Annotated in this window: 15 protein-coding genes; 9 read left to right on the top strand and 6 right to left on the bottom strand. The window is 67.5% G+C overall.

Annotated features, from left to right (window positions below; all coding sequences use genetic code 11):
• Nucleotides 1-19 precede the first annotated feature (19 nt).
• Nucleotides 20-1,723: an alpha/beta hydrolase gene (locus ASD42_RS19955; RefSeq protein WP_056818757.1), complete on the top strand. Its 1,704-nt coding sequence runs from the start codon at nucleotides 20-22 to the stop codon at nucleotides 1,721-1,723.
• Nucleotides 1,720-2,349: a CPBP family intramembrane glutamic endopeptidase gene (locus tag ASD42_RS19950; protein WP_056818756.1), complete on the top strand. Its 630-nt coding sequence runs from the start codon at nucleotides 1,720-1,722 to the stop codon at nucleotides 2,347-2,349. The genes ASD42_RS19955 and ASD42_RS19950 overlap by 4 nt, the downstream gene beginning before the upstream one ends.
• Before the next feature lie 6 nt (nucleotides 2,350-2,355).
• On the opposite strand, the gene ASD42_RS19945 is transcribed toward ASD42_RS19950, so the two are convergent.
• Nucleotides 2,356-3,222, bottom strand: coding sequence for an alpha/beta fold hydrolase (locus ASD42_RS19945; protein WP_056818754.1), 867 nt, complete (start codon nucleotides 3,220-3,222; stop codon nucleotides 2,356-2,358).
• A 160-nt stretch (nucleotides 3,223-3,382) separates the two neighbouring features.
• On the opposite strand from ASD42_RS19945, the gene ASD42_RS19940 reads away from it, so the two are divergent.
• Nucleotides 3,383-3,787 carry a sterol carrier family protein gene (locus ASD42_RS19940; RefSeq protein ID WP_056818752.1) on the top strand — a complete coding sequence of 135 codons (405 nt, stop codon included), beginning with the start codon at nucleotides 3,383-3,385 and terminating at the stop codon, nucleotides 3,785-3,787.
• Between the two features lie 19 nt (nucleotides 3,788-3,806).
• On the opposite strand, the gene ASD42_RS19935 is transcribed toward ASD42_RS19940, so the two are convergent.
• Nucleotides 3,807-5,225: a YhgE/Pip domain-containing protein gene (locus ASD42_RS19935; RefSeq protein WP_235569713.1), complete on the bottom strand. Its 1,419-nt coding sequence runs from the start codon at nucleotides 5,223-5,225 to the stop codon at nucleotides 3,807-3,809.
• Nucleotides 5,226-5,370: 145 nt separating this feature from the next.
• On the opposite strand from ASD42_RS19935, the gene purF reads away from it, so the two are divergent.
• The 6 genes from purF (at nucleotide 5,371) to purM (ending at nucleotide 13,692) form a co-directional block, all read left to right on the top strand.
• Nucleotides 5,371-6,951, top strand: coding sequence for an amidophosphoribosyltransferase (gene purF, locus ASD42_RS19930; RefSeq protein ID WP_056818750.1), 1,581 nt, complete (start codon nucleotides 5,371-5,373; stop codon nucleotides 6,949-6,951).
• A gap of 268 nt (nucleotides 6,952-7,219) precedes the next feature.
• Nucleotides 7,220-8,806: an ABC transporter substrate-binding protein gene (locus ASD42_RS19925; protein WP_084465549.1), complete on the top strand. Its 1,587-nt coding sequence runs from the start codon at nucleotides 7,220-7,222 to the stop codon at nucleotides 8,804-8,806.
• 53 nt (nucleotides 8,807-8,859) lie between these two features.
• Complete coding sequence (locus ASD42_RS19920) at nucleotides 8,860-9,900, top strand: ABC transporter permease (protein WP_056818748.1); 1,041 nt, start codon at nucleotides 8,860-8,862, stop codon at nucleotides 9,898-9,900.
• Nucleotides 9,900-10,850, top strand: coding sequence for an ABC transporter permease (locus ASD42_RS19915; RefSeq protein ID WP_056818746.1), 951 nt, complete (start codon nucleotides 9,900-9,902; stop codon nucleotides 10,848-10,850). Before ASD42_RS19920 ends, ASD42_RS19915 begins: the two co-directional genes overlap by 1 nt.
• A complete protein-coding gene (locus ASD42_RS19910) occupies nucleotides 10,843-12,525 on the top strand; it encodes an ABC transporter ATP-binding protein (protein ID WP_056818744.1) in 1,683 nt (560 codons plus the stop codon). The genes ASD42_RS19915 and ASD42_RS19910 overlap by 8 nt, the downstream gene beginning before the upstream one ends.
• An 87-nt stretch (nucleotides 12,526-12,612) precedes the next feature.
• Nucleotides 12,613-13,692, top strand: a complete 1,080-nt coding sequence (purM, locus tag ASD42_RS19905; RefSeq protein WP_056818742.1) for a phosphoribosylformylglycinamidine cyclo-ligase — start codon at nucleotides 12,613-12,615, stop codon at nucleotides 13,690-13,692.
• 289 nt (nucleotides 13,693-13,981) lie between these two features.
• Here purM and ASD42_RS33920 read toward each other — a convergent pair whose 3' ends face one another.
• The 4 genes from ASD42_RS33920 to ygfZ form a co-directional block, all read right to left on the bottom strand.
• Nucleotides 13,982-14,209, bottom strand: coding sequence for a DUF3073 domain-containing protein (locus ASD42_RS33920; RefSeq protein WP_082843622.1), 228 nt, complete (start codon nucleotides 14,207-14,209; stop codon nucleotides 13,982-13,984).
• Nucleotides 14,210-14,383: 174 nt separating this feature from the next.
• Entirely contained in the window at nucleotides 14,384-15,334 is a 951-nt protein-coding gene (locus ASD42_RS19900; protein WP_056818740.1) for an asparaginase, read from the bottom strand.
• Nucleotides 15,331-15,999, bottom strand: a complete 669-nt coding sequence (locus ASD42_RS19895; RefSeq protein ID WP_056819319.1) for an MOSC domain-containing protein — start codon at nucleotides 15,997-15,999, stop codon at nucleotides 15,331-15,333. The genes ASD42_RS19900 and ASD42_RS19895 overlap by 4 nt, the downstream gene beginning before the upstream one ends.
• Before the next feature lie 11 nt (nucleotides 16,000-16,010).
• Nucleotides 16,011-17,114: a CAF17-like 4Fe-4S cluster assembly/insertion protein YgfZ gene (gene ygfZ, locus ASD42_RS19890; protein WP_084787227.1), complete on the bottom strand. Its 1,104-nt coding sequence runs from the start codon at nucleotides 17,112-17,114 to the stop codon at nucleotides 16,011-16,013.
• Nucleotides 17,115-17,174: the final 60 nt, after the last annotated feature.

Below are 17,174 nucleotides of genomic sequence, written 5' to 3'. Positions count from 1 at the left end.
GCGCGCTTCGACATCTGCGATGCTGCGTGCGCGCGGCGGCGTTCTCGTGCGGCGCGTGGAAGCCGTGGTCGATCTGAATTATGTCGGATTGGTGCTGGCGACGCTGTTTTTCGGGCTGTCGGTGACGCCCTCGCTGGTGCCGCGTGACTGGCTGTTCCAGGGGCTGATCAGCGGAATCAACGCCGCGATCGGATACGGGCTCGGCTGCGTGCTCGAATGGGTGTTCCGGCGGTGGGTGCGGTCTCTCATTCCGATTCCGAGCCCGTCCGATCGGGTGCGATACGTGCTCAAGGCGATCTTGCTGGTGGGGTGTGCGCTGGTCGCTGCAGTGATGCTGGTGCAGTCGGCGCGGTGGCAGCGCGAGATCACCTCGCTGATGGGGATGGCGGGGACCACCACGCCCGCGTATCTGCGCACCGGGCTGCTCAGCGTAGCTGTCGGGGTGGCCGTGGTGGCCGCGTATCGGACGGTGCGCGTGCTGGTGCTCGGGCTGGCTCGTCAGCTCAATCGGTGGGTGCGGGTGCCGCGCGAACTGGCGCCTGCCGCCGGGTTGCTGGTGCTGGTCGTTCTCACGGTGACGATGGTGAACGGTGTCGCCTCGCAGGCATTCTTCGCGGTGGCCAACTCGGCGTTCAGCGTGCGCAACGACCGGACCACACCGTACGCGGTGCAGCCGGTCGCGCCGGAGCGTTCGGGGAGCCCCGAGTCGCTCGCGCCGTGGCAGACGCTGGGGTTCGAGGGGCGGTGGTTCGTGTCCAACGGTCCGAGCGCGGCCGCGATCACCGAGGTGACGGGGAAGCCCGCGCGCGAACCCGTTCGGGCGTACGTGGGGTTGGAGTCGATGGCCAAGGGGCAGACCGCGGCGCAATTGGCTGTCGCCGAGCTCGAGCGGACCCGCGCCTTCGACCGAGAGGCGATGGTGGTGGTCACGACTACCGGAACCGGGTGGGTCAACGGGATGGCCGCGGCGGCCGTGGAATACCTCTACGGCGGCGATACGGCGATCGTCGCGACCCAGTTCTCGTATCTGCCCAGCGTGCTCTCGTTCCTGTCGGACCGGGAGAAGGCGGCCGCGGCCAGCCGGGAGTTGTTCGACGCGGTGTACGAGCGGTGGTCGGCGCAGCCGGAAGGGCATCGGCCGAAGTTGTTCGTCTACGGGGAGAGTCTCGGTTCGCAGGGGTCGGAGGAGGCCTTCGACGGGTTGGCCGAACTGCGCGAGGAGGTCGATGGAGCGTTGTGGGTCGGCCCGCCGAACTCGAATCGGTTGTGGCGGCAGTTCGTCGATCGTCGCGATCCGGGCTCGCCCGAGGTGGCGCCGGTGTACGCGGACGGGCTCGTCGTGCGCTTCGCCGATGACGCGACGGATTTCGACAGTGCGGAGCCGTGGCGCGAACCCCGCATCGCCTACCTGCAACATCCCTCCGACCCCATCGTGTGGTGGTCGGCCGATCTGATCTTCACCCAGCCGGATTGGTTGAGCGAGCCACGCGGTTCCGATGTGTCGACCCAGATGCGGTGGGCGCCTTTCGTGACGTTCTGGCAGGTCACGGCCGATCTCACGAACGCACAGGGGGTTGTCGACGGGCACGGGCACCGGTACGGGAGTTTGGTGCTCGACGGATGGTTGGCCGTCGCGGCGCCGCCCGGGGTGGACGGCGCTGTCATCGAAAGGATCCGTGCCGCACTGGAATCAGCGGAAACCTACGAGCGCGAGGTGAAGTGAGGCGACTCGAAAGTGCTGCGGCGCTGATCCTTCCGCTGCTGTGGAGCAACCGGATCCTGCCGGCTCTCGATCTGCCCTTGCGTGGCCGTACCGTCGCGAACACGGCTTTCGCGACGGGATATACCAAGCTGTTTCGTGGTAGCCCGAACTGGTTGTCGCCCAGCGGTTTTTGGTGGGGTCTCGGCAGCGCGGGCATCGTCCTCATCGGTTACGCCGTTGCCCTGGCGATCCCGTCCCTGCGACGCCTCCCACTCGAAATCGCCATCCGCGCACCAGAGACCTCGACCCTCGAATGGATTGCCCTCCACATCCCCGTCGGTACCGTCCTGGCCGAAGAAGCGATCTTTCGAGGGACTCTCGATCCCTTGCTCGCCGAGAGCGTCGGCCCACCGGCTCCCGTGATCAGCGCCCTCGACTTCGGCCTCTGGCACATCCAACCGGCAAGGGCAGCAGAAGATCCGGTACTCCCGACGGTCGCGGCCACCACCCTGGCCGGGCTCGTCTTCACCGAACTTCGCCGTCGGTCGGGCAGTGCCACCGCACCCGCGCTCCTGCATCTGGCGATCAATGCCGGGGGAGCGCTCGCGCCCGCCGCCGCCCGGTGGGTCGACGGGCTGAGGCGCTAGCGCGGCTCAGGCCGTGGCGACGAAACCGGCGACGGCCTCGGTGAAGGCGTCGTTGTCGTCGCCCGCAGCGGTGTGGGCGGCCGTGCTGATCTCGGCGAGGCGGGCATGCGGTGCGAGAGCGAGGAAGGCCGCGGCGCCCTCGTCGCTGACGACATCGGACTTGCCGCCGCGGATCAGCAGGACCGGGATGGTCAGGGCCTCGGCGGCGGCCTCCATCTCGACGATGCGGGCGTCCGGGTCTTCGTTGACGTCGCTGATCAGGTCAGGGTCCCAGTGCCAGTACCAGCGGCCGTCACGCTCGCGCAGGTTGCGCAGGAGGCCGTCGGCGTTGTCGGGGCGCGGGCGGTGCGGCAGGTAGGCGGCGACCGCGTCGGCCACCTGGTCGAGGGTGTCGAAGCCGTCGCGGTGCTTGCCGAGGAAGTCCATGACGCGGCTCACGCCCGCGGATTCCGAGCGGGGCACGATGTCGACCAGAACGAGCGCGCGGATCGCGCTGCCACCCGGTCTCGCCGTGGCGAGCAGCCCTGTGATCCCGCCCATGCTCGCCCCGACGACCACCGCACCCGCGTCCGGTGTCGCGCCGAGCTGTTCGAGGACGGCGTGCAGGTCGCCCACCATCGCGGTCCTGCCGTAGTCGGCGGTCGGCGACCAATCGCTCTCACCGTGCCCACGCGCGTCCACGGTGACAACCCGCATTCCCGCCGCCGCGAGCGCCCGCCCGGTCCGCTTCCACGAATACCGGTTCTGCCCGCCACCGTGCAGCATCACGACCAACGGGCCGTTCTCGGCACCGAAGCTGTCGGCGACCAGGGTGAGCCCGTCAGCACTGCGCAATCGCAACGTGGTCGGCTCGAGGGGACCGGTGACACTCATAGGACGAATGTACGACGCGGCTCACGTTCCGGCATCGCCGGGCTTTCGATCGGTCGGCGGTGTTGCCGTGTCAGCTGGCGGACTCGGTCCAGCTCAGGTGTTCGGCGTCGCGGATGCTCGGGTGCCGGAGTGTCACCGGCCCTCGGTAGCGTCTCGGGGTATGGCTGGACGGAATGTGGTTGATCCCGCGCAGGTGCGGGCGGCTGTGTTGGACGTGGGGGAGTGGTTGCGGGATCCGGCGTTGCCGGTGCCGGGGCGGCGGGAGTTGGGGGCCGCTGTGAAGGGGACGGTGCGGGCGTTGGCGGGGAGTGCGCCGGGGCATTCGGTGGAGGTTCGGGTGCCGCCGTTCGTCGCCGTGCAGTGCATCGAGGGGCCTCGGCATACCAGGGGGAACCCGCCGAATGTGGTGGAGACCGATCCGCGGACGTGGTTGTTGCTGGCCACGGGGCTGTTGACGTTCGAGGCGGCGGCCGAGTCCGGTGCGTTGACGGCCTCGGGGACCAGGGCGGGGGAGATCGCGGGGTGGCTGCCGATCGTGGCGTTGCCCGACCCGGCTGCCGGATAAGCGGCAACCGGGTCAGGGCTCAGGCGGCCGTGGTGTGCTTGCGGTGCAGGCCCTTGGAGTCGTAGTAGCGGGTGATGATCGTGCCCGCGACGACGGCGATCGTGATGCCGAGCAGCGACATCCAGATGCCGCGGTCGAGACCGGCCGCGTAGCCGGCGTCGAAGTACAGGATCGAGCGGACGCCGAGGAACACCTGGTGCATCGGCTCGAATTCCGCGAGCCACGCGAGGTAGGTCGGGGTCGCCTCGATCGGGACGGTACCGCCGGAGGACGGCAGGCCGAGGATGACGAACAGCGTCAGGTTCACCAGCAACCCCGCGGTGCCGAGGGCGGCCAGCGTCATCAGGGCGGTCCAGCCGACCGCGGTCATGGCGAGCATCGAGAACAGGACCAGGGCGAGCGGATTGTCGATCGGCATGCCGACCGCCTTGCCCACCAGCAGGAACACCAGCGAGGCGATGACCGCGACCAGCGCCGATATCCCCCATTTGATCAGCAGCGTGTGAAAGCGCGAGATCGGAGTGGGGGGATAGTGCACCGACCACGGGCCGTACTCGGTGGGGAGGAAACCGAGTTGGGCATCGACCATCGTGTGGATCACCATCGCCCCGACCATGCCGGCCAGCAGCAAGAGCAGTGAGAAGAAGAACGCCGTCAGGCCGATGCCGGTGCCGCTCGGCAGCGGACGGAAGTCCTGCGCGACCACGTCGATCGGACTCTCGAGGGTGAGCATCGCCGCGCCGGACACCTGCGGCGGCGGTGCGCCCGCCGGCGTCTCGGCCAGGGTGGCCCGTACCTGCTCGGTCAGTTGTAGGCCGACCTGTTTGTCGACTTCGGTCAGCGCCTGGTTGCCGATGCGCTGCATGATCCCGACGCCGTAGGCGCCCATGCGCGGGTTGGCTTGCAGGGTGATGATCGGCCGTTCCATCTCGCCGGGCACGATGCTGCCCGTGCCGAGAATGCCCAGGCGTTTGCTGAAATCGCCGGGGATGATGATCGCGCCGTAGATCTGTCCGGTGCGCAGCAGTTGTTCGGACTCCGATTTTCCGACGACGTGCAGGTCTACCTTGTCGGCGGGGATACCGGCGACGAGTGCGTCGGCGACCTGCTTGCCGAAATTGACCTGCTTGGTCTGCTCGCCCGAACCCATCACGTCGCCGACATCGGAATTGACCAGCGCGATCGGGAAGTCGTGCAGATTCTCCTCCGGGTCGGCGATATAGCCGAGGTACATCACCCCGAGCAGGGCGGTGAGCAGGGTCAGCACCGCAGTGGGCGAGAGCACGATCCGAGCCCAATGACGCCGACCGAAGATCGGTGTGGCGAACGTCGCTTCGCTGGCGGGCGTCTGCTCGGGATCAATCGGCTTCGCGTTGGTGTTCTCACTATCCGACCCGGTTCCACCGGCTGCAACGTGTGCACTGTCGTCCGTCGTCACGATCCGCACCGTAACAGCCTTTTGTGGCGATCGGCGGGTTCCTGACCGGCGGATTGCTGCCGGGATGCGAGCGCGCGTACTACCTGCCCATGATTCACCCGTAGACTGACTAGTGCCCCCAGCCCGCCCGAACAGGGAGCAAACGGTGACCGACGTCGATCCTACGATCGTCCCCACGCCCAATACCCCCGACGAGATCGAACACGACCCTCGTGAGGAGTGTGGCGTCTTCGGCGTCTGGGCTCCCGACGAAGACGTGGCCAAGCTCACTTACTACGGCCTGTACGCCCTGCAGCATCGCGGGCAGGAGGCGGCCGGAATCGCCGTTTCCGATGGTTCCCAGATCCTCGTCTTCAAGGATCTCGGCCTGGTCTCCCAGGTCTTCGACGAGCAGACCCTCGCGGCCATGCCGGGACATATCGCCGTCGGACACTGCCGCTACTCCACGACCGGTGGAGTCACCTGGGAGAACGCGCAGCCGATATTCCGCACCACTTCGGTCGGCTCCGGCCTGGCGCTCGGCCACAACGGCAACCTGGTGAACACCGCCGAATTGGCCGGTCGCGCACGCGAACTCGGCTTGATCGGCACCGGTGTGATCGATGGCCGCCCGCAGATGACCGGCGCCACCTCCGACTCCGACATCGTCACCGCGCTGCTGGCGCACGCCTCGGCGGACTCCAGCATCGAGGCCGCCGCGATGGAACTGCTGCCGCAGTTGCGCGGCGCGTTCTGCCTGACCTTCATGGATGAGCACACCCTCTACGCCGCGCGTGACCCGCACGGCGTGCGCCCGTTGGTGCTGGGCAGGCTCGATCGTGGCTGGGTCGTCGCGTCCGAGACCGCCGCGCTCGACATCGTCGGCGCCGCGTTCGTCCGCGAGATCGAGCCGGGCGAGCTGCTGGCCATCGACTCCGAGGGCGTGCGCTCGATGCGCTTCGCCAACCCCGAACCCAAGGGTTGCGTCTTCGAGTACGTGTATCTGGCCCGTCCCGACACCACGATCGCCGGTCGCTCGGTGCACTCCACCCGCGTGGAGATCGGCCGCAAGCTGGCCAAGGAGCATCCGGTCGATGCGGATCTGGTGATCCCGGTACCCGAGTCGGGTACGCCCGCCGCGGTCGGTTACGCCCAGGGCTCCGGCATTCCGTACGGCCAGGGTCTGATGAAGAACGCCTATGTGGGCCGCACCTTCATCCAGCCCAGCCAGACGATCCGTCAGCTGGGTATCCGGCTCAAGCTCAACCCGTTGAAGGAAGTAATCCGCGGCAAGCGACTGATCGTCGTCGACGACTCCATCGTGCGCGGCAACACCCAGCGCGCGCTGATCCGCATGCTGCGCGAGGCCGGTGCGCTCGAGATCCACGTGCGTATCGCGTCGCCGCCGGTGAAGTGGCCCTGCTTCTACGGCATCGACTTCGCCTCGCGCGCGGAGCTGATCGCCAACGGCACCGGCGCCGACGACAGCTACGCCGACATGGTCGAGAACGTGCGCCGTTCGATCGGCGCCGACACTCTCGGCTACGTCTCCACCGAGGGCATGATCGCCGCCACCGAACAGCCGCGCTCGCGACTGTGCACCGCCTGCTTCACCGGCGACTACCCGATCGAACTGCCGCCGGAGGCCGCGATCGGCAAGAACGTGCTCGAGGGGATGCTCTCGGGCAAGGCCGAGTCGAAGCTGCTCGGCGAGAACGCCAACGTGGACGCGCTCAGTCGTCCCTGACGCTGCACACGAGGGGTCGGACAGGATAAACCTGGTCGGCCCCTTTTGTGTTGTGTACGAAGGTAATTCCGGTAACCGGTAATTTCGTAAGATTAGTTCATAACATGGCGGCAATAATTCGGACCATTTGAAACTGGGCGGTAATGGTTCACCTGTACGGTCCCTCGTTATATCGCTAGCTCACCATGTAGTCGTCGCCTCTGCGATCCGGGGGCGACGACTGCGCGGCGTTCGAGAATGGGACCTGATGTTGAACAAGGCACGAAGCATGCGCGCGAAACGAATTGCCGCGGTGGGGATTACCGCCGCTGTCGCCGCCGCGCTGGCCGGTTGTGGCTCCGGCCGCACCGATGAAGCGGGCTCCGGTGCGGGCCTGGTCGTCGGCACCACCGACAAGATCTTCTCGCTCGACCCGGCCGCGGCGTACGACAACGGTTCGCTGCTGGTGGAGAACCAGATCTATTCGTATCTGCTGAACTTCGCGCCGGGCGATACCACGCCCAAACCCGATGCGGCGGAAAAGTGCGAATTCACCACTCCGACGGTCTACACCTGCAAGATCAAATCCGGGCTGAAATTCGCCAGCGGTAACCCGTTGACCGCCAAGAGCGTGAAGTTCTCCTTCGACCGGATGGTGAAGATCAACGATCCGCACGGTCCCGCGTCGCTGCTCGGCAATCTCGACAAGACCGATGTGGTCGACGATCTCACCGTCGCGTTCACCCTGAAGGTCGCCAATGATCAGACCTTCCCGACGATCCTCCCGACCCAGGCGGGCCCGATCGTCGACGAGCTGGTGTTCCCGGCCGACAAGGTCGCCACCGACGACGAGGTCGTCGCGGCCAAGGGCTACTCCGGCCCGTACACGATCTCCAGCTACGACAAGAACAAGCTGGTGGAATACCGGGCCAATCCCGATTACCAGGGCATCCTCGGCACGCCGAAGACAGCGACGGTGTCGACCAAGTACTACGCCACCTCCGACAACCTGAAGCTGGACCTGCAGAACGGCGCCATCGACGTCGGCTACCGCTCGTTCACCCCCACTGACATCGACTCCCTGCGGGCCGATTCCAAGGTGAAGGTCACCGACGGCCCCGGCGGTGAGCTGCGCTACGTGGTGTTCAACATGAACACCATGCCGGGCAATACGCCGGCGCAGAAGCTGGCCGTGCGCAAGGCATTCGCGTCCTCCGTCGACCGTGAGGCGCTGGCCAACGGTGTCTACAAGGGCACCTACCAGCCCGCCTTCGGCTACGTCCCCTCGGGCATGGCCGGGTCGGCCGAGCCGCTGAAGGATCTCTACGGCGCCAAGCCCGACAAGGTCGCCGCCGCGAAGTTCCTCGCCGAAGCGGGCGTCGCCACCCCGGTGACGCTGAACCTGCAGTACAACCCCGACCACTACGGCTCCAGTTCCTCGGAGGAGTACGCGGCGGTCAAGTCCCAGCTCGAGGCCTCGGGTCTGTTCAAGGTGAACCTGCAGTCCACCGAGTGGGTGACCTACCAGAAGGAGCGCGCCTCCGACGGGTACCCGATGTACCAGTTCGGTTGGTTCCCGGACTTCCCGGACGCCGACAACTACCTGACGCCGTTCTTCGGTCCGAACAACTTCTTGCAGTCGCACTTCGAGAACCCCGGCATCAACGCCCAGCTCACCGCCGAGGCCACCGAGTCCGACGCGACCAAGCGGATCGAGTTGCTGAAGAAGATCCAGGCCGATCTGGCGCAGAACCATCTGCCGACCCTGCCGTTGCTCTCGGGTAAGCAGGTCGCGGTGTCGAAGCCGGGCGTCACCGGTGTGGATCAGACCCTCGACGGCTCCTTCAAGTTCCGGTTCACGGTCCTAGGCAAGTGAGTGACGTTGCCGCTGCGCCCGGATCACCGATCCGGGCGCAGCGTTTCGGGTGGATGCGCGGCGGGGGTTCCCGCCAGGTGGCTTTGCTGCGGTACCTGCTGATTCGGCTGTTGCTGATTCTGCCGACCGCGTGGTTGCTGGTGACGGTGGTGTTCTTCCTGATGCGGGTGATCGGTGACCCGATCAGCGCGGCCATGGGTGGCCGACTGACCCAGGACCAGATCGAGGAACGCAAGGAAGCCGCGGGGCTGAATCGCCCTATCCTGACGCAGTATTGGGAGTACATCACCGGCTTCCTGCACGGTGATTTCGGCCGGACACAGGACAACCAGGCGATCAGCGATGTGGTGATCACCTACGGTGCCGCCACTTTCGAACTCGTCTTCTGGGGCCTGCTCGTCGCCTTCGCCGTCGGTGTACCGCTGGGCAGATACGCTGCGACACATCGGGATACAGCCTCGGACGCGTTCCTTCGGTTCTCCGCGGTGTTGGCCTACGCGGCGCCGGTGTTCTTCGTGGGCATGCTGTTCAAGCTGATCTTCTCGGTGTGGCTGGGCTGGTTCCCGGTCGGCGGCCGCGCCAGCACGGATGTAGAGCTCGCGCTGCAACATGTCTCGCCGAAGACCAACATCCTGATCATCGATGCGATCCTCTACGGCGAACCGTCCTATGTGCTCGACGTACTCGAACACGCGGTGCTGCCCGCGGTGGCGCTCGGCTTGCTCACCGGCGGCATCTTCCTGCGGCTGGTGCGGGTGAACCTGATCCAGACGCTGCGCAGTGATTTCGTCGAGGCGGCGCGGGCGCGTGGGTTGTCCACGCGGGTGGTCACCGGCAGGCACGCGGTGCGCAACGCGCTGATCCCGATCATCACGGTGATGGGCATGTGCATCGCGATGATGCTCGGCGGCGCGGTGCTCACCGAGACCACGTTCGAATGGAAAGGCTTGGGCTATCAGCTCGCCGAGTATCTGCGGGCGCGCGACTTCATCGCGGTGCAGGGCATCGTGGCGTTCATCGCGCTGGTCGTCGCGGTGATGAGCTTCGTCGTCGACGCCATCGTCGCGATGATCGACCCGAGGGTGAGGTTCTAGTGACCACCGCTGTGCAACGTCGGCGTCTGCCCGGCGCCGAGCTGCTGTCGAAAACCTCGGGGCTGCAACGAGTCACGCTCATCACCGGATTGGTGCTGGTCGCCGTGTTCGTGTTCGTGGCGGCGTTCGCGCCGTTGCTCGCGCCGTACGGCCTGGCCCAGAACTCCGCTGACGGTGTGGCTTTCGTGCCGCAGCAGGGTCCGTCGGCCGAGCACTGGTTCGGTACGTCGGTGCGTAGCGAGGATGTGCTCTCGCGGGTGCTGTTCGGCGCGCGCACCGCGCTGCTGGTGATCGCGATCTCGGTGACGCTGTCGCTGCTGGTCGGCGTGCCGCTGGGCCTGCTGTCGGGGTTCGTGGGGCGCTGGATCGACAAGACACTGGTGCTGATCATGGACGCCATCTACGCGTTTCCGTCGCTGCTGCTGGCCATCGTGGTGTCGATCGTGGTCGCCGGTGGTACGTCGAGCAGTCTCGGCGGCATGCTGTCGGCGGCGATCGCGATCACGGTTGTCTATGTGCCGCAGTACTTCCGGGTGGTGCGCAACGCGACGGTCGCGGTGAAGACCGAGCCGTACGTGGACGCCGCCCGGGTGACCGGCGCCTCGACGACGCGAATCATGTTCCGCCACATCCTGTCCAACGTCACCGGCTCGCTGCCGGTGATCGTCACGATCAATGCCGCCGACGCCATCCTCACCCTCGCCGCGCTCGGCTTCCTCGGGTTCGGCATCGAGCCGACCCAGGCCGCCGAATGGGGCTACGACCTGAACAAGGCGCTCAACGATGTCTCCAACGGCATCTGGTGGACCTCGATCTTTCCCGGAACCGCGATCGTGCTGGTCGTGCTCGGGATGACGCTGGTCGGCGAGAGCCTCGACGAAACGCTGAACCCGCTGCTGCGCACCAGGCGTGCGGTCACCTCGGCAGACAAGGAAACAGTCGATGAGTGAAAAGACCGCCGCACTGGCTGTTTCGGGACTGTCGGTCACCTTCTCGACCGACAGCGGACCCGTGAACGCGGTGCGCGATGTGTCCTACGAGGTGTTCCCCGGTGAGGTACTCGCGATCGTCGGCGAGTCCGGGTCGGGCAAGTCGGTGAGTTCGCGTACCGCGATCGGGCTGCTGCCGCATTCGGCCTCGGTGCGCGGGCTGGTGACCATCGGCGATCGACCGGTCACCTCGATGACCGAGCGTCAGCTCACCGCGCTGCGCGGTGGCGAGGTGTCGATGGTGTTCCAGGAACCGGCGCGTGCGCTCGACCCACTGTTCACCGTCGGGTTCCAGATCTGCGAGGCGCTGCGCGCGCACAGTGGCATGGGCCGAAAAGCCGCCAAGGCCAAGGCGATCGAGCTGCTGCGCACGGTCGGGCTGCCCGATCCCGAGCATCGGGTCGACTACTACCCGCATCAGCTCTCCGGCGGGCAGAAGCAGCGCGTGATGATCGCGATCGCCATCTCGTGCGAGCCGAAGGTGATCATCGCCGACGAGCCGACCACCGCGCTCGATGTCACCGTGCAGGCCGAGATCCTGGAACTGCTGCGCGATCTGCGCGATCGACTCGGCAGTGCGATCGTGCTGATCACCCACAACATGGGCGTGGTGGCCGACCTCGCCGATCGGGTGGTGGTGATGCGCGCGGGCGAGGTGGTCGAACAGGCGCCGGTGCACGAACTGTTCGCCAGTCCGAAGGCCGAGTACACCAGGGCGCTGCTCGATGCCGTTCCGCATCTCGGTGCGGCGACCATCGAGCGGCCGACGATCGACCGGACCGTCGAGCCGGTGCTCGATGTGAAGGATCTGGTCGTCACGTTCCCCGGGCCGTTCGGTCGGCCGGCGTTTCGTGCGGTCGACGGCGTCAGCTTGCAGATCAGGCCGGGGGAGACCCTCGGCCTGGTCGGTGAGTCGGGGTCGGGCAAGTCGACCATCGGGCGCTGTGTGGCCGCGCTGCAACGGCCGAGCGGGGGCCACGTGCTGATTCGCGGACAGGACATCGCGGATCTGTCCCAGCGCAAGCTGCGGCCGATCCGGCGGCGGTTCGGGTTCGTGTTCCAGGACCCGGCCGGTTCGCTCAACCCGCGCCTGACGGTCGGCGAATGCGTCGCCGAGCCCCTGGTCGTGCACGGCATCGGCGACAAGGCGAGCGTCCGCGCGCGGGTGCGGCACATGCTCGACGACGTGCAGCTGCCCGCGGGCACCGAGAATCGGTACCCGCACGAACTGTCCGGCGGACAGCGTCAGCGGGCCAGCCTGGCGCGGGCGCTGGTGCTCGACCCGGATCTGCTCGTCGCTGACGAGCCGACCAGCGCGCTCGATGTCTCGGTGCAGGCGGCAGTGCTCGAACTGTTCGCCGAACTGCAGCGTGGGTGTGGTTGGGCGTGTCTGTTCATCAGCCACGACCTCGCCGTCGTCGACCAGCTCGCGGACCGGATCATGGTGCTGCGCGAGGGATCCTGCGTCGAGGAAGGCGACAACGAACAGATCCTGCGCAACCCCCAGCACGAGTACACCCGTCGCCTGGTCGCGGCCGTTCCCGTCCCCGACCCGGTCGAACAGAGGCGCCGGCGCGCAGAGATCGCCGCCGACGGGCGCGAAGCGACTACATTCGCCACTGAACCGGGACAATGAGCTGGAGCCGCACGACAGCTGAACTGGCGGATCGCTTAGAGTTACTAGGCATCTATCCGCCGATTCGGTTTGGAGCTTTCCCCCACAATGACTGAACAGACACCCAGCGGTGCAGGCGCTTCCTACGCTGCGGCAGGCGTGAGCATCGAAGCCGGTGACCGCGCCGTCGAATTGTTCGGACCATTGGCCAGGAAGGCCAGCCGACCCGAGGTGCAGGGCGGTATCGGCGGCTTCGCCGGGCTGTTCGCGCTCAAGGGCGGCTACCGGGAACCGCTGCTCGCCGCCTCCACCGACGGTGTCGGCACCAAGATCGCTGTCGCCCAGGCGCTGGACAAGCACGACACCGTCGGGCTCGATCTGGTCGCCATGGTCGTCGACGACCTGGTGGTGTGTGGCGCCGAGCCGCTGTTCCTGCAGGACTACATCGCCATCGGCAAGGTGATCCCGGAGAAGGTCGCCGAGCTGGTCTCCGGCATCGCCGAGGGCTGCATCAAGGCCGGTTGCGCGCTGCTCGGCGGCGAGACCGCCGAGCACCCGGGTCTGATGGATCCCGATGACTACGACCTGTCCGCCACCGGCGTCGGCGTCGTCGAGGCCGACGCGGTGCTCGGCCCCGACCGGGTGCGTCCCGGCGATGTCGTCATCGCGATGGGGTCCTCGGGCCTGCACTCCAACGGCTACAGCCTGGCGCGCAAGGTGCTGCTCGATATCGACCGGATGTCGCTCACCGGCTACGTCGAGGAGTTCGGCCGCACCCTCGGTGAGGAACTGCTCGAGCCGACCCGCATCTACGCCAAGGACTGCCTCGCGCTGATCGCCGAAACCGATGTGCGCACCTTCTCGCACGTCACCGGTGGCGGTCTGGCCGCCAACCTGGCCCGCGTGCTGCCCGCAGGCCTGGTGGCCGAGCTGGATCGTGGCACCTGGAACCCGGCGCCGGTGTTCAAGATGATCGCCCAGCGCGGACGCGTGGAGCGGATCGAGATGGAGAAGACGTTCAACATGGGCGTCGGCATGGTCGCGATCGTGGCGCCCGAGGACGCCGATCGTGCGCTGGCGGTGCTCACTGCCCGCCACATCGACTGCTGGACGCTGGGCCAGGTCAAGAAGGCCGCCGATGTCGCGGCGCCGCGTGCGGTGCTGCTGGGCGATCACCCCAGGTTCTGATCTTTTCGAATTACCACCGAGCCGGGTCGCGACGAGCGGCCCGGCTCGTGTGCGTCCCGGGTTTGTTCCGGCCACTGAGTGGCTAACCCATAGCTGGAGGGTTCGTGCCCGTCGGCTCGGGGTGGTCGGGGCCTCGAGGCGGCGAACACGACGAGCGTCCTGTGTGTGCACAGGACGCTCGTCGCGTATTCAGGAATTCGCCGTAACTGCTACTACGAGCCTGTCGTCACTCACCTGAGAACGGCTGGAAGGGGGAGGCCCTCAGGCCTCCCCCTTCGTCGCTGTCAGGTCAGCGGCGCCAGCTGTCGTAGCCGTCGTCCTCGTCGTTCCAACGAGACGGCGACTCGTCCGCATCATGCTCATCGGACAGCACTGCTCTACTCCTTGGTTGGGAGTAGGGCGAAGCATCGCTATCCGACAGCTCGCGCTGAAGGCTCGCGAAGTCGGTCGGCGCGGAGCTGTACTTGAGCTCACGTGCGACTTTGGTCTGCTTTGCCTTAGCCCGGCCACGGCCCATGGCTGACCCCCTCGCGTCACTGCGGGGCGGCCTGGGGTTTGTTGGCGGCCCCGTTCGAATTAAACTCTTCCTGACAGACACTTTAGCGTGTGTCAGAGCGTCGCGCTCCCAGGAGTGGGTGAAGACCTGGCGAAGCGCCCCGGTTTGCCCCTACTTCGCCCAGACCGCCCGGTCTCAGATGACGCCCGGAATCGCGCGGATCACACCGACTCTGGCGTCGCCGCCGAGCACCGCGGTGGCCGCGAGCCGGGTGTGCTGATCGGTCCACTCGACGCCGAGTTCGCGCAGAATCGCCAGCGTCAGCGGCATCCGGGCCCGATCGTGACCGTCTTCGATCTTGTACGCGAAGGCCCTTCCGTCGGGTAGCGCACCCGCGTGCACGCCGTCGGCGCCGATCTTGCAGAACAGTCCGGGGGTTGCCGACATGGCCGAGAGATCCGGGCCGCCGGTGCCGGAAATCACTCGTGGATTCGCCCGAACGGCGTCGGCGATCCGGCGCGGCGCGGTGCCCGACTCGGCCGTGGTGAAGCCGGCGAAGGCGCGCGCGAGGTTGATCAGCGAGACGGGCACGATCGGCAGGCCGCAGCCGTCGATACCCAGATCGGTCTCCGGTTCGCCGGTGACGTCGGCGACGGTGGCCAGCACCGCTTGCTGGATCGGGTGCTCGATCTCGAGGTACCCGGTGCGCGGCCAGTCGTTGATCGCGCAGGTCGCCAGCATCGCGGCGTGTTTGCCCGAACAGTTCATGTACAGCGGGCTCTGGCCGTCGCCGGTGATCGCGGCGGCGCGGGCCTTTTCCTCGAAGGGCAGGTCGGGCGGGCAGGCGAGGTCTTCGGCGGTGAAGCCGAAGCGGTCGAGCAGACGACGGACCAGGGCGATGTGGTCGGGCTCGCCGAAGTGGGAGGCGGTGGCGATGGCGAGCTCGTCGTCGTCGACGGGGTCGAAACCGTTGCGCAGCAGGGCCAATGCCTGCATCGGCTTGTTGGTGGAGCGCGGGAAGATCGGGCCGTGGATCTCGCCGAGTTCGAGGGTGGGGGTGCCGAAGGCGTCGAGGATGACGACGGATCCGCGGTGTACGCACTCACGAAAGCCGGAACGGACGACTTCGACCAATTCGACACTCATGCGCGGGCCTCCACGGTGACGTCGGTGCGGGTTCGGCTGTGGCGGTCGATCTGCATGCGCACGTCGGCGGAGATGGTCGGTTCCTCCGCGCGCAGGCGCTCGAGGCGGGCGGGGTCGGCGCCGGTGAACAGGTCGCGCACGGTGATGCCGTGTTCGGGAACGTGGACGACGCGGACTTCGTCCCCCGCGCCGATCGTGCCCTCGGTGAGCACCCGGAAGTAGGCGCCGGTGTCGGATCGCAGGGCGAAGCGCTTCACCCACCGCTGCTCGCCCGACCACTGCTGGAAGGTCGCGCAGGGCACCCGGGGCGCGCTGACCTCGAGCAGGGTGTCGCCGATCGCCCAGTGCGCGCCGAGCACCGCGTCGCTGACCGGCAGGCCGGTCAGGCGTAGGTTCTCGCCGAACCAGCCCGCGGGCAGTTCGCGGTCGAGTTCGCTCGCCCAGCGGCGGGCGTCTTCGTCGGCGTAGGCGTAGACGGCCTGGTCGATGCCGCCGTGGTGGGCGGTGTCGCAGACGTGGTCACCGTTCAGGCCGAGCGCCGCCACGGCTACTCGACCGTCGACCGGACGCTTGTCGATGGCCGTGCGGCCGACGCGGGTGCGTACCTCGATCTCGGCGTAGACGACGCACACGGCCTCGACGCGGCCGGTATCGCCGACGCGCATGACCGGACGGTTCATCGCCCGCGCAACCGGTTGACGGCGGCGCGCCCCGCCTGCTCGGTGTCGTCGGCGGGAATCGAGTCGGGGTCGATGGCCGCGGCCATGCTGCCGACCACCAGTTCGGTGCCCGCGGGGACCGAACGTTTGATCAGAGCCAGGGCGATCGGGCCGAGTTCGTAGTGGTCGACGACGGTGCCGAGGCGGCCGACGGTGCGGCCGGCCGCTGTCACGTCGTCACCGGTCGCCGGGCGCTCGTCGGCCGAGCCGTCGAGGTGCAGCAGCACGAGATTGCGCGGGGGCTTGCCGAGGTTGTGGACCCTGGCCACGGTTTCCTGGCCGCGGTAGCACCCCTTGTTGAGATGGACGGCCCCGTGCTCGTCGATGCCGCCGATCCAGCGGGCCTCGTGCGGGATGGTGCGTTCGTCGGTGTCGACGCCGATGCGCGGCCTCAGCGCGGCCACGCGCAGCGCCTCGTAGGCCCACATGCCCGCCGGAGCGGCTCCCGCCTCGGTGAGCCTGGTCCACCACGCCGAGAGCTCGGCGCGGGGCACGATCAGATCGAAGGAGTCCGGCATCCGCCGCAGGAATCCACCACCGGGCAGAGCCGCGGCCACGTAGATGTCTGGCAGCTGCGCGATGCCGAGCGTGTCGAGCAGCGTGTCCACTCGCGGGCCCAGCAGGCTCAGCACGGCGTGATCCGGCGCGTCCTCCGGCTTGGCATCGGCCCAGAAGACCATCTTCTTCAGGAACGCCAGCAGCTCGGCGCCGCGGTCGGCCTCGGTATCGAGCCACAGGGTGCCGTCGAGGTCGGTGACGACGAAGTGATTGAGGACCCGGCCGTTGAGATCGAGGTCGAGAGTCTCGGCGCTGTGCGCGTCGGGCAGCGCGGCGATGTGCTGACTGGTGATGGTGTGCAGCCAGCTCAGGCGCTCGGCGCCGGTGATCTTGGCGAGGCTGCGGTGGGAGCGGTCCACGACCGCGACCTGCTGCGCGGCAGCCTTCTGCTCGCCGAACGGGTCACCGTAATGCCAGGCGACCGCGGCGTCCGGAGTGTCGGGAGCACCCGCGACGGCACCCGGCGTATGGAGAACAGGACTGGGGACGACGACCTGTGACACGACACCCACTGTAGGCGCGTCTGCCGACACGCGCCGCACTTGGGCTTTGCAGGCGATCCG

The sequence above is a fragment of the Nocardia sp. Root136 genome (genome assembly GCF_001427185.1).
Classification (GTDB): Bacteria; Actinomycetota; Actinomycetes; order Mycobacteriales; family Mycobacteriaceae; genus Nocardia; species Nocardia salmonicida.
This window is presented reverse-complemented; position numbering and strand designations above follow the sequence as displayed.

What these genes read in the sequence shown, in the direction of transcription:
- ASD42_RS19955 (WP_056818757.1), top strand. Translation starts at nt 20, where the DNA reads ATGCTGCGTGCGCGCGGCGGCGTTCTCGTGCGGCGCGTGGAAGCCGTG.
- ASD42_RS19945 (WP_056818754.1), bottom strand. Translation starts at nt 3,222, where the DNA reads ATGAGTGTCACCGGTCCCCTCGAGCCGACCACGTTGCGATTGCGCAGT.
- ASD42_RS19940 (WP_056818752.1), top strand. Translation starts at nt 3,383, where the DNA reads ATGGCTGGACGGAATGTGGTTGATCCCGCGCAGGTGCGGGCGGCTGTG.
- ASD42_RS19925 (WP_084465549.1), top strand. Translation starts at nt 7,220, where the DNA reads ATGCGCGCGAAACGAATTGCCGCGGTGGGGATTACCGCCGCTGTCGCC.
- ASD42_RS19920 (WP_056818748.1), top strand. Translation starts at nt 8,860, where the DNA reads ATGCGCGGCGGGGGTTCCCGCCAGGTGGCTTTGCTGCGGTACCTGCTG.
- ASD42_RS19910 (WP_056818744.1), top strand. Translation starts at nt 10,843, where the DNA reads ATGAGTGAAAAGACCGCCGCACTGGCTGTTTCGGGACTGTCGGTCACC.
- purM (WP_056818742.1), top strand. Translation starts at nt 12,613, where the DNA reads ATGACTGAACAGACACCCAGCGGTGCAGGCGCTTCCTACGCTGCGGCA.
- ASD42_RS33920 (WP_082843622.1), bottom strand. Translation starts at nt 14,209, where the DNA reads ATGGGCCGTGGCCGGGCTAAGGCAAAGCAGACCAAAGTCGCACGTGAG.
- ASD42_RS19900 (WP_056818740.1), bottom strand. Translation starts at nt 15,334, where the DNA reads ATGAGTGTCGAATTGGTCGAAGTCGTCCGTTCCGGCTTTCGTGAGTGC.
- ASD42_RS19895 (WP_056819319.1), bottom strand. Translation starts at nt 15,999, where the DNA reads ATGCGCGTCGGCGATACCGGCCGCGTCGAGGCCGTGTGCGTCGTCTAC.